This is a genomic window from Mycolicibacterium bacteremicum, assembly GCF_002086115.1.
GTDB classification, from domain to species: domain Bacteria; phylum Actinomycetota; class Actinomycetes; order Mycobacteriales; family Mycobacteriaceae; genus Mycobacterium; species Mycobacterium bacteremicum.
In genome coordinates, this window is sequence record NZ_MVHJ01000010.1 from 123,761 (window position 1) to 135,931 (window position 12,171).

Sequence of the window (12,171 nt, forward strand, 5' to 3'; positions counted from 1 at the left end):
CCGCTGTGGCTAATTGGTGGAGGTGAATTCGAGGTGCAGATCGGTCAATCCCCGAATGATGTACGTCGGGTCATGGCGGAACCGCCGTTCACCGACAGGCCCGTGGTGCTCTTCGGACAGGGTGAGCGTGACGGTGCGGTCGAGGAACCGTTCGATGGTGACCCGCCCCTCAGCACGGGCGAGCGGGCCACCGGGGCACGAGTGCACACCGCGGCCGAACGCGATGTGCTCCCGCACGTTGTCGCGGTCGAGCCGGAATGCATCCGGGTCGGGAAACTTAACGGGGTCCCGGTTCGAGGCGCCGGGATGCAACATGATCGTCGTGCCGGCCGCGATGTCGACATCACCGATCCGCGTGCTCTTCTGCGTCATCCGGAAGTCGCTCATGGTCGGGCTTTCCAATCGCAGTACCTCCTCGATGAATTCCGGAATGCGGCGGCGATCGGCTCGCAGGGTGGCCTGTAACTGCTGGTCATCGGCCAGGAACCGCAGCGAGGCGGCCATCAGCCGGGCCGAGGTGTCCTGGCCTGCGCCGAACAGGAACGTCGCCAGCCGCACGACCGACTCGATGTCGGGCAATGACCCGTCCGGGTACGTCGAAGTGGCCAGTGACGTCAGGACATCGGCGCGGGGTTCCCGGCGGCGATTCTCGACATAGCCGCCGAACGTCTCATACATGTACTCCAACGGGTTTTCTGGCAGCGGCGAGTCCCCGCCGAGGGCGGCCACGTGCTGGCCGGTGAAGATCTTGCGGAAGTGCTCCCGATCTTCGGCGGGAATGCCGAGCAGATCGGCGATCACCATGGTGGTGAACGGCTTGCCGTAGTCCTGGACCACCTCGAAGCGCCCGGTGTCGATGAACGCGTCGATACACGCGTCCGCGATGCCGGCCATCTGGTCTTCGTTCTCCTTGAGCCGCTTCGGAGTCATCAAGCGGCGCAACATGAATCGTTCGGCTTCGTGAGCGGCACCGTCCTTGGTGACCATGAACTCGTTGAACACCCAGTGTTCGCGGTTGGCCTGCACAACGTCGGTGATGTCGTCGGTACCCGGCTCCACCGGAAACGGGGGGAACGGGCCGCCCATCGCATTGCACGACGAGAACGCAGCGCCGTTGCGGTACACCTCGACCGCCTCGTCATAGCCGGTCACCGCCAGGACCCCTGGCTGCGCGATCGGATGCACCGGACAGCGCGACCGTAGGTCGTCGAAATAGGGATACGGGTCGTTGATGACCTCTTCGCTGGTGAAGATGTCCACCTTGTCCACGCTGTTCGTCATCGCATCTCCTGCGCGGCGCCGTCGTCGTCCGACGCCAGCGCTCAAATCGTTAGGCGATCGCCTAGTAACTTGGGCTGGCATATGCTTAGCACCCGCCCTGGCGGCGGTCAAGAGCAGACTGGGCGGCGACGCGCCTCACCCACGGTCAGGACGGACGACAACATGGCCACCCAAGGTGCAGCCGGCAAAAGAGACACCGGCACTCGCGACAAGCTGCTCGACGCCTGCGCAGAGATCATGCTGGAGGAGGGGTACGCCGCGGCGACATCGCGCCGGGTCGCGGAGAAGGTCGGCGTACAGCGCGCCGTCGTCTACTACTACTTCCCCACCATGGACGATCTCTACCTGGCCGTCCTCAAGCGCGGCACACAGACCAGCCTCGACGTGCAGCGCAAGGCCTTGGGCTCCGACAAGCCCCTGCATGCGTTGTGGGACATGACCGTAGATCCCCGCGGCGTCCAGCTGATAATGGAGTTCATGGCCCTGGGCAATCATCGCAAGGCCATCCAGGCCGAGCTTGCCGCCGGCGCCCAGGCCTTCCGCGAAGCACAAGTCGCGGCGCTGACCTTCATCCTGCGCGAACACCGTGCTGACCAACCACTGCCGCCAGACGTCGCCTCGGTCCTCATCGCCGCGATCGGCCGACTGCTGGTCATCGAACAAGGACTTGGCATCACCACAGGCCACCAGGCGACCATCGATCTGGTCCAGGACTACCTGCGCCGCTACGAAGCGTCGACACCCGAACGGGCGAACGATCCAGCGACAACCAAAAAGGCAGCTTACTAGGCGTACGCCTAACTTGGGTGCCCGGGGCGCGCAGTGTCGTCGTCGTTCGATCTTCTCGAAACGACGAGACCGCGCGCCGCGCCGAGCGACACAGCCATGGGATCTCGGTCAGCCGGTTCACACGATCAAACACGCCACCACAGCGCTCGAGTAGCGCGGTGGCACGACGCGGCGATGTGGGCGGTTCACAACCCGACCGGACCGCCAGTTCCGATAGCGACATCGCATTCTCTGACGGAACTGCCCTATTCGGTTACGAGCCAGAACAGAATTTGCGGCCCACATCATGCCGTCACGAGTTCTGGGGCGGTGACGTCGAGCGCATCGGCGATGTCGAAGAACAATTGAGTCACCGCCGCAAAGACCCGACTGTCTCACGTTCGTGTCATACATGAATCCACATGACACCCATCCTGAGAATACGACGCCGGACTTGAGAATCCACTGTTGACGTTTACCGCCGCGGGGACGACCATGACCGGCATGCACTATGTCGTTACCGGCGGTACCGGGTTTATCGGCAGCCGGGTGGTCACCCGATTGTTGGCGCGGGATCCCGACGCGCGGGTGTCGGTCCTGGTGCGGCGGGGGTCGCTGCACCGCTTCGAGAAGCTCGCCGCCGGCTGGGGTCCGCGAGCGACAGCGCTGGTCGGCGACCTCACCGCACCCGGCCTCGGCGTCGATGACCACGACGACCTCGGCGAGGTCGACCATGTGGTGCACTGTGCGGCCATCTACGACATGACCGTCGCCGAAGCAGTGCAGTACGCGGCCAATGTCGAGGGCACCAGCGCAGTCATCGATGCGGCGCTGGTCTGGGATGCCACCCTGCACCACCTGTCCTCGATCGCGGTGGCCGGCGACTTCGACGGCGAGTACACCGAGGACGACTTCGACGTCGGCCAGGATCTGCCCAGCCCCTACCACCGGACCAAGTTCGAAGCAGAACAGTTGGTACGCACCGAGCCCGGGCTGCGCATGCGCATCTACCGCCCGGCGGTCGTCGTCGGTGACTCGCGCACCGGCGAGATGGACAAGGCCGACGGCCCCTACTACTTCTTCCCGATCCTGGCCAAGCTGGCGGCGCTGCCGGTGTTCACCCCGATGGTGCTGCCCGACACCGGCCGCACCAACATCGTGCCGGTGGACTATGTGGTAGAGGCGTTGACACATCTCATGCACCTCGCCGACGCCGATGGCCGCACCTTCCACCTGACCGCACCGAAAACCATTGGTCTGCGTGGCATCTACCGCGGAGTGGCCAAGGCGGCGGGCCTGCCCCCACTGGTCGGATCGCTTCCCGGGGCCACCGTGGCCCCGGTGCTCAAGGCCACCGGGCGGGCCAGGGTGCTCCGCAACATGGCCGCCACCCAGCTCGGAGTGCCCGCCGAAATCCTCGACGTGGTCGACCTGGCGCCGACGTTCGTCGCCGATCGCACCACCGAAGCACTGGCCGGAGCCGGGATTGAGGTTCCCGAATTCGCTTCGTATGCATCAAAACTGTGGCGGTACTGGGCCCAGCACCTGGACCCGGACCGGGCCCGGCGCGGCGACCCGCAGGGCCCGTTGGTCGGCAGGCATGTCGTGATCACCGGCGCCTCCAGCGGCATCGGTCGCGCCTCGGCCATCGCGGTGGCCCGGCGCGGTGCCACGGTGTTCGCCCTGGCGCGCAACGCGACAGCGCTCGACGACCTGATCGCCGAGATCCGCGCCGAGGGCGGCGATGCCCACGCATTCACCTGTGACGTCACCGATTCCGAGTCGGTGGAGCACACCGTGAAGGACATCCTCGGCCGCTTCGGGCACGTCGACTATCTGGTCAACAATGCCGGCCGGTCGATCCGGCGGTCGGTGTCGGCGTCGACCGACCGGCTGCACGATTACGAGCGCGTGATGGCGGTCAACTATTTCGGCGCCGTACGGATGGTGCTGGCGCTGCTGCCCCACTGGCGGGAGCGGCGCTTCGGGCACGTGGTCAACGTGTCCAGCGCCGGGGTCCAGGCCAACAGTCCCAAATACAGCGCATATCTGCCCACCAAGGCGGCGCTGGACGCGTTCTCCGAAGTGGTCGGCACCGAAACCCTCTCGGACCACATCACTTTCACCAACATCCACATGCCGTTGGTGAGCACACCGATGATCGCGCCGTCGCGTCGGCTCAACCCGGTACCGCCGATCACCGCCGAACACGCCGCGGCGATGGTGGTGCGCGGCCTGATCGAGAAGCCGTCGCGCATCGACACCCCGTTGGGCACGCTGGCCGATCTGGGCACGTACTTCACCCCGCGGCTGTCGCGTCGGGTGCTGCACCAGATCTACCTGGGCTATCCGGATTCCGCAGCGGCGCGTGGACAGGCCCCGGTCGATGTCGAGCCCACCCGGGAACGCCACCCCCGGCGGCCGGTCCGCGCGGTGCCCGCGGTGCGGTTACCGCGCCCGGTCAAGCGTGCGGTGCGCGCGATTCCGGGTGTGCACTGGTAACGGGAGATCCCTATCGTGGTGGGGTGACAGATCTGCCCCTGCCGGTGTTCGCCGATGTCGACACCGGCGTGGACGATGCCATGGCGCTGGCCTATCTGCTGGCCAGTGCCGACGCCGAACTGGTGGGGATCGCCTCGACGGCGGGCAATGTGCCGGTCGAGCAGGTGAGCATCAACAACCTGGCGCTGTTGGATCTGTTCGACGCCGGTGACATCCCGGTGTCGACGGGTGTCGCCGCACCGCTGAGCATCGCGTTGCGTACCTGTGAGGACACCCACGGCCCGCAGGGTCTGGGATACGCCGAGCTCGCTTCCGGTGACCGCACCGCCACGTCCTACGATGCCGCGCAGGCCTGGGTGCGGGCCGCCCGCGCGCATCCGGGCGAGCTCATCGGCCTGGCCACCGGCCCGCTGACCAACCTTGCGCTGGCCATGCGGATCGAACCCGCGCTACCCCGGCTGTTGCGCAGACTGGTGATCATGGGCGGCGCGTTCGACTACCGCGGCAACACCACGCCGGTGGCCGAATGGAACATGAGCGTCGACCCGGAGGCCGCGGCCGAGGTGTTCGCCGTGTGGGGTGCGGCCTGGGGCCTGAGCACACCCACCCATCTGCCGATCGTGCTGGGGCTCAACGTCACCGAGCACATCGCGATGACCCCGTCGATCCTGGGCAGGCTGGCCGCGGTGACGGGTTCGCCGTCGGCGCCGTTGAGCGTGCTCGATGATCGCGGCACCCGGTCGACGGCCGCCAACCCGGTGATCCGGGTCCTCGAGGACGCCATGCGGTTCTACTTCGAGTTCCACTTCGACCAGGGTGAGGGCTATCTGGCCCACCTACACGATCCGCTGGCCGCCGCGGTCGCGCTGGACCCCGACCTCGTGCGCTACCGCCAGGCCACCGTCGACGTGGAGCTGACCGGCACGCTGACCCGGGCAATGACCGTCGTCGACTGGCGCGGGCACTGGGGCCGGGAACACAACGCGCACATCGGCATCGAGGTGGATCCGGCGGTGTTCTTCGACCGGTTCATCGAACGGGTCGGGCGGTTCGCGGCGCGCTATTCGTAGATGCCCTCCACGTACCACCGGCGCTGGCGGTAGCACAGCAGCATCGCGCGCCCCGACTCGACGAGCACCTGCGCCCGCGCGGTGCGGCCGGCACGCGGACTGGCCGGGTCCCACCACCGTTCGTCGACCGGCCAGGGACCCGTCCACCAGCTGATCGATCCCCCGTCGTCGCCCGGTTTCCCGCCGGGCCCGGCCGCTCTCAGCCGCGCCGGGTCCGAGGAGAACATCCCGCGTTGGGTCACCCGCACCGGTTTGCCCGCTGCGTCGAACACTTCCACCGGATCGTCGAGCAGCACCGCTGGTGACGGCGCGGGGAGCTGCCCTGGCCAGGGCTGGTTCGGGTCGAACCGGGGCACCGGCTCGTCACCGAGCGCGGTGAAGGTGATGCGCTCGGCGGGGCCCCGGCCGCCGCTGAGTACCGGCACCTGTACCGCCTCCAGCCCCAGCAGACCCTGTACCCGCACCAGCGCCCGGCGGGCCCGCAGTCGGTCGTCGTCACCGGAGGATCCCCACAGCGGAAGCTGCAACGCCCCGGCCGACACCACCTCCACCGGATGCAGCCGCAGCACGGTGATCGGCGCCGTCGGCCCCTGCTCCCCACCACGCCGGGACAACCAGCCGTCCAGTTGCCAGCGCACCCGGTCGGCGGTGGCGTCCTCAGTGAGCGGTTCGGCGCACCGCCAGACCCGGTTCAGCTCTTCGCCGTTGGCGGTGACGGCCTGGATGGCCAACCGGGTGCAGCCGACACCGGCGCCCTCCAGGCTGCGGTGCAGCTCACCGGCCAGCGAGCGCCCGGCGAATGCCGCGGCATCCACCCGGTCGATGGGTGGATCGCAATTCATGACCGCGTCCAGATCCGGTGGCAGTTCCCGTCCGGACGGACCACGGTCGGCCTCTCCGCGGGCGAGTCGGTGGGCAGTGATGGCGTCGGCACCGAACCGGGAGGACACATCGGTGCGGGACAGTTCGGCGAACTGACCGATGGTGCGAACACCCATGCGCCACAGCAGATCTGCGAGCTCCGCGCGTCCCGGACCGGCCAGGCTGGGTTCGGTCGCCAACTGCCGGATGGACAACGGGGACAAGAACGCCGCATCCTGCCCGGGCTCGATGATGCGCCCCGCCCTGGCCGCGAACACCGCGGTGGCCAGCTGATCGGCGACCCCGGTCTGGCATTCGGCACCGGCTGCGGCCACCGCGTCGACCAACCGCTCGGCGGCGGCCTGCTCGGAGCCGAAATAGCGGGACGCACCGCGCACGGAGACCACCAGCAGTCCCGGTCGCAACACCTCGGCGCGCGGCACCACCTCGTCCACCGCGGCGGTCACCGCCTCGAAATGCCGGGCGTCCCCGGCGGGATCGGCGGTGGCGACGTGCAATTGCGGGCAGCGGGCCTGGGCTTCCCGGCGGCGCAGGCCCCGGCGCACCCCGGCCGCGCGCGCCGCCGCCGAACACGCGATGACCCGGTTGGCCAGCGTCACCGCCACCGGGTCGGTGGCGCCCAGTCCGGCCGTGGTCGCGGCCGCCACGGCGGGCCAGTCCATGCACCACAGCGCGAGCACCCTGGACACGATCAGCCGCCGACGGCGATGCGGGGCTGCCCGGGTATCCGGCCCCGCGACCGGGTGGCCAACCGGACACGGGAGATCCGGCCGCGACCGGGCACCGGATCGGACTGGCCGGCGCCGGCCATCTCGTAACCGCAGACCCGGGCATCCAACCGGGCGGATGCCCCCTGCCAGTCACCATCGGTGATCAGCAGGGTGCAGCCCTTCTGCCGCGCCCGCGCGGTCACCGCCCGGGCCCGGCTCATCGGCACCGACCGGCCGTGCAGGGCCAGCATCACCAGGTCCAGACCGTCGAGCAGGACCGCGGCCACCTCCACCGGGTCCGGGCCCGGATCCGGGATCACCGCCACCCGGCTGAGATCGGCACCCATCTCGACCGCCGCCAGCAGACCGACACCCGGTTGCCCGACGATCGCCACGTGCCCGCCCGCCGCGGTGGCCGCGGCCACCATCCGCAGCCCCAGCGACCTGGCCCCGGACAACACCGCCACCGTGCCCTTGGGCAACATCGGCAACGCGTCCGCATCGGGTGCGAGCGGCGCATCAGCGGGTTCCAGCAAAGCTTTTGGCGTCTCCACAGGTGGATTCGTCCGGACCGGGCGGGAGGCCCCGGAGCCCATTCGTCCGGAGACTTCGGCTATCCTGCGTCGGAGCTGTTCCACCTGCTCAGCGCGGTCTTTCCGGCGCTGCTCCAGGTCCATCGCCACTGTCACAGCAGCACCTCCAGCATCATCCGCAACTGACCGTTTTCGAACACGTGTTCGATCGCTCGAGTAAACACCTCGCCCCCGCCGGCGTCAAGCGGTGCCAGGGGGTTCCGGGGCGCTGAGACGATCCTCAGAACGAAAAGAGTGGCCACCCATAAGGGAATGCAGCGATACCGGTGCTGCGTTACAGTTTCTGACACCAGATCCCGACGGAATGGGACTGCTGCACACGGTTTTCGCACACCCAGCGCCGACCGCGAAGTACCTCAAGAGAAAAAGGAAAAGGACCGAAAGAAATGGCACAAACGCTCCTGCGTCGTAAGGTTTCGGCTGCGATCGGCGGTGCCGCCATCCTCGCGATGATCGGCTTCACCGCGGCGTGCAGCAGCGACAGCGACAAGCCTGCCGAAGAGACCACGACGACGACCACCACGGAACCGTCGGTGACGCCGACCGAGAAGTCGATCAACCCCGGTGGCGGCGTGTTCACGCCCCCGGTCACGGCCCCGCAGCCGACGTTCGACCCGCAGCAGAACGACTAAGCACACATCCGGTAAGGGCGGGTCCGAATAGAATTCGGGCCCGCCCTTACTCGCGTCTGGAGCCCACTAACAAAGTTGAGCGCGTTGATCAATCGCAAGATCCTGGCGGTACCGCTGGTAGGTGCCGTGATTCTCGGTGCCGTCGTGGTGCTCGACCGCGACCGCGGCGAGGACAACCGGATCGACGGTCCCTACGCGTCCCTACTGGAGGCGTCGACCGATCTCGGCCCGGCCCGCGAACCGCGTATCGAGTTCACCGCCAGCCTCACCGACGACGCCGAGCCGGACGCCTTCATCGACTGGGCCCACGACCAGTCCCTAGAGGTCCAGTGGCGCCCCGGCGACGACTGGGCCATCGTCGAGGGCGCGCCCGGCGACGTGGAGCGCGCCTTCGACGTCTCCGTGCGCGACTACCGCGGCAAGCGCGGCCAGCAGTTCTACGCCTCGCCGCAGCAGCCGCTGGTGCCCGATCACCTGCGCCATGAGGTCGCCGAGATCGGCCGCATCCTCAGCTACACCCCGCACAAGATGTCGCGCCCGGACCACATCCCGCTCGACGTCCCCGCCCAGGGCCTGACGCCTGCGGCGCTGCTGAACACCTACAACGTCGACGAACTCGCCAGGGACGGATTCACCGGCAAGGGAATCACGATTGTCATCTTCGCTTTCGACGGATTCAATCAAACCGATCTCGACAAATTCAGTTCCACATTCGGGTTGCCGCAATTCACACCGGAGATAGTCGGTGGAATGCCGGGTGAGACCCGCGGAGAATTGTCGATGGATCTGCAAGTCGCCCACGCCATTGCCCCCGATGCCCGCAAGGTCGTGGTGAATGCCCATCCGACCGTCCAGGGCGGCGGCGGTTACCGCAAGATCGGCGAGATGCTCGAAGACACCGACCGCCGATACCCCGGTGCGGTCTGGAGCTTCTCCATCGGCTGGGGCTGCGACAAGCTGATCACTGCCGCCGACCTGGCCCCGGTGCGCTCGGCGCTGCGCGCGGCACAGTCACGCGGTACCACCGCCTTCAACGCCAGCGGCGATCTCGCCGGCATGGAATGCCGCGGCGGGCAGGACTGGTCCTCCCCGCCGAGCGCGCAGGACATCGGCCTCGACTCGATCGCCTCACTGCCGGAGATGACCAGCGTCGGGGGCACGACGCTGTCCACCGATGACCGCGGCGGGTGGATCTCCGAGCAGACCTGGTTCGACGTGCCGCTCTCGCAGGGCACCGGCGGCGGCGTGTCCAACCTGTTCGACCTGCCGCCCTGGCAACGCAGCGCCGTGGGAGTGGTTGCGCCCGAACGTAATATCGGCAAGCGGATGACCCCGGACGTGGCCGCCGTGGCGGACCCGTTCACCGGCGTCAAGATCGTGCTCGACGACCAGTTCATCACCGGCGGCGGCACCTCGCAGTCCGCGCCCATCTGGGCGGCACTGACCGCGGTGATGAACCAGTGGCTGCTCGAAAACGACGGCCAACTGATCGGCGACATCAATCCGTTGCTGTACCGCATCGCCCAGGGTGCACCGCGACCAGCCTTCCGGGACATCACGCTGGGCGGCAATGCCGTCGACGTCGCGGGCCCCGGTTATGACCTGGTCACCGGACTGGGCTCACCCGATGTCGACAACCTGGTCCGCAACCTCCAACTCGCACAGAAGGTTCAGGCCTGATGACCGCTACCGCCCCCGCCCCCGGCATGGTGGAATGCCGGGTCTGCCGGGTCGACGTCCCCGCCGGTGAATACTGCGGCCTCTGCGGGGTCCCGCTGGCCGAACACCGCAGTGGCGACGGCCCGCACTGGCTGCGGGCGAGTTCGTTCAGCGCCGCTCCCGGTCAGCGCCTGCTGTCCCCCGCCCTGACGAGTTCGCTGTTCCCCCATCTGTCCCCCCGCGCGCGCAAGGTGTTCCTGATGGGACTGGCGCTGCTGGTCGTCGCCCTGACCGCGGCGACCCTGCTGCGCATGCCGGCCGCGTTGATCACCGTCGCCTCCCTCGGGCTGCCACTGCTGTTCGGGCTGTACATCCGGGAATCCGGTGTGTCCCGCGACATCCCGGCCTCGGCACTGGCGGTGACGGTCGGGGTGGGCATCACGCTCGGCGTCGGATGGGTGCTGCTGACCGGCGCCGTGGTGGCCCGCGCCTACGGTGTGCCACTGGGCGCCGGTGTCGCCGGTGCCCGGATCCTGCGTGACGGCATCGGCATCCCGCTGGGCAGTGTGCTGCTCATGCTGGTGCCCGCGGTGGCCGCCCGGTTGTCCTGGCGCGGTGACCGGGAATCGTTGGACGGCTATGCGATCGGCGCGCTCGGCGCACTGACGTTCACCGCCGCCGCCACCCTGAGCCGGCTCGCCCCACAGTTCGCCACCGGCATGGTCAACCGCACCCGGCCGCTGGACGGCCTGTTGGTGGAAGCGGGTATCCGCGGGATCGCCATGCCGCTGACCGCGGCGGCGGTGGGCGGGCTGATCGGCATCGCCCTCTGGTTCACCCGGCCACCGAGCAAGGTCAACAAGAACCGCGGGGTCGTGCGCGGGATCCTGGTCATGTTCGCCGTCGTGGTGCTGGCCATCTACCTCGCACTCGGCCTGGTAGACGTGGCCCGCTTCCCCCAGTTCCTGCAACTGGCAGGTCACCTGCTGCTGTCCGCGCTCGCCCTGTTCGCGCTGCGAGTGGGCCTGCAACTGGCGCTGCTGAACGAAGCCCAGGACGAGATCCGTCCCGATGAGCCCATGCTGTGCACCGAATGCAATCACGTCGTTCCGGACGCGCCGTTCTGCGCCCGGTGCGGCGCGGCCATGCACGCATCCTCGCGCCGCTCGCGCCGGACCCGGCGTGAGGAACGTCCGATCCGGCTGGAGGAGAAGCCGGCCGACGGTGAGATCGTGGTGGGCCTGATCCCCGGATATTCGCTCTATGCCGGCGAATTCACCGCCACCGAGCCGCCCAAGACGTCGTTCCGCAACGTGGCACTGATCCTGGGAACCGTCATCGTGGTGGTGGCCGCCGCGCTGGTCGGCCTGTCCGGACTGGTCACCAAACCCGTTCCGCGCTATGCCTGCCCGCCCGACTGCGGCACCCCGCCCATGGGCCGCGCGGTGGAGATCAATCCGCGGTTCACCGCCGCCGACGGGTCCTTCTCGGTGTCCTACCCGGTGGAGAACTCGGCGTATCAGGTCACCAAGAACCCGAACGGCATCACCGCGGTGCTGCAGGCCGGCGACGGCGGCACCATGCAGCTGTTCAGCGAGCCCGCCGCCGGGCGCGGACCCAGGGACATCGCGATGGAGCTGGTGAACAAGACCTTCCCGGACACCCAGGCGGCCTACGAGATTCCGAACACCATGGTCGGCTACCAGCTCGGCTACGGCATGGCCGCCGACTACTGGCCACAGGGCGCGATGAGCAGTTCGGCGCGCATGCGCATCATCGTCATGGTCGCGGTCAAGAACGACCTCGCGCTGGTGGCGGGCGCCATCGGCCCCTACCGTGCGTTCGGACCGGACTTCGGCTCGGGCAAGCCGTCGGCGGCCAATCTTCAGCTCGCGCTGGACATGGGCAAGTACGTCAACAGCTTCACCTGGCGCGGCGACCCCCCGCGGTAGCCCTCCTCCGGCGAGCGACCGTGTCTGTACGTCGACACGCCGCGGTCGAGGACATTTTGCGGTCGCTCGCGCCCCACTGCTCCCAAAAGGTGACATTGACAAATGTCACCAATTCCAGGTGT

At 68.2% G+C, this 12,171-nt stretch carries 9 protein-coding genes; 6 read left to right on the forward strand and 3 right to left on the reverse strand.

What is annotated here, in order from left to right; translation table 11 throughout:
- Positions 1-9: 9 nt before the first annotated feature.
- Positions 10-1,281: a cytochrome P450 gene (locus tag BST17_RS14235; protein ID WP_083059112.1), complete on the reverse strand. Its 1,272-nt coding sequence runs from the start codon at positions 1,279-1,281 to the stop codon at positions 10-12.
- Between the two features lie 162 nt (positions 1,282-1,443).
- Here BST17_RS14235 and BST17_RS14240 point away from each other — a divergent pair, with 162 nt between their 5' ends.
- The 3 genes from BST17_RS14240 to BST17_RS14250 all read left to right on the forward strand — a co-directional run bounded on the left by BST17_RS14240 (position 1,444) and on the right by BST17_RS14250 (position 5,621).
- On the forward strand, positions 1,444-2,070 hold the full coding sequence (locus tag BST17_RS14240; RefSeq protein ID WP_083059114.1) for a TetR/AcrR family transcriptional regulator: 627 nt from the start codon (positions 1,444-1,446) through the stop codon (positions 2,068-2,070).
- 483 nt (positions 2,071-2,553) lie between these two features.
- The gene (locus tag BST17_RS14245; RefSeq protein ID WP_207573643.1) at positions 2,554-4,551 is read left to right on the forward strand and encodes an SDR family oxidoreductase; all 1,998 of its coding nucleotides are present in this window, start codon (positions 2,554-2,556) and stop codon (positions 4,549-4,551) included.
- 32 nt (positions 4,552-4,583) lie between these two features.
- Positions 4,584-5,621 (forward strand): nucleoside hydrolase, encoded by a 1,038-nt coding sequence (locus tag BST17_RS14250; RefSeq protein ID WP_269149846.1) that lies wholly within the window; start codon positions 4,584-4,586, stop codon positions 5,619-5,621.
- Here BST17_RS14250 and BST17_RS14255 read toward each other — a convergent pair.
- Together BST17_RS14255 and BST17_RS14260 are read right to left on the reverse strand one after the other, a co-directional pair.
- On the reverse strand, positions 5,612-7,165 hold the full coding sequence (locus BST17_RS14255; RefSeq protein WP_083059271.1) for a DNA polymerase Y family protein: 1,554 nt from the start codon (positions 7,163-7,165) through the stop codon (positions 5,612-5,614). The genes BST17_RS14250 and BST17_RS14255 overlap by 10 nt on opposite strands.
- A gap of 29 nt (positions 7,166-7,194) precedes the next feature.
- Positions 7,195-7,902, reverse strand: a complete 708-nt coding sequence (locus BST17_RS14260) for a DnaE2-dependent mutagenesis accessory factor ImuA' (protein WP_083059118.1) — start codon at positions 7,900-7,902, stop codon at positions 7,195-7,197.
- Between the two features lie 290 nt (positions 7,903-8,192).
- On the opposite strand from BST17_RS14260, the gene BST17_RS14265 reads away from it, so the two are divergent.
- From BST17_RS14265 to BST17_RS14275, 3 genes are all read left to right on the forward strand, one after another.
- The gene (locus tag BST17_RS14265; RefSeq protein WP_083059120.1) at positions 8,193-8,438 is read left to right on the forward strand and encodes a hypothetical protein; all 246 of its coding nucleotides are present in this window, start codon (positions 8,193-8,195) and stop codon (positions 8,436-8,438) included.
- A gap of 75 nt (positions 8,439-8,513) precedes the next feature.
- Positions 8,514-10,118 (forward strand): S53 family peptidase, encoded by a 1,605-nt coding sequence (locus BST17_RS14270; protein WP_083059122.1) that lies wholly within the window; start codon positions 8,514-8,516, stop codon positions 10,116-10,118.
- Positions 10,118-12,049 carry a DUF2339 domain-containing protein gene (locus tag BST17_RS14275; RefSeq protein ID WP_165762276.1) on the forward strand — a complete coding sequence of 644 codons (1,932 nt, stop codon included), beginning with the start codon at positions 10,118-10,120 and terminating at the stop codon, positions 12,047-12,049. The genes BST17_RS14270 and BST17_RS14275 overlap by 1 nt, the downstream gene beginning before the upstream one ends.
- Positions 12,050-12,171 lie beyond the last annotated feature (122 nt).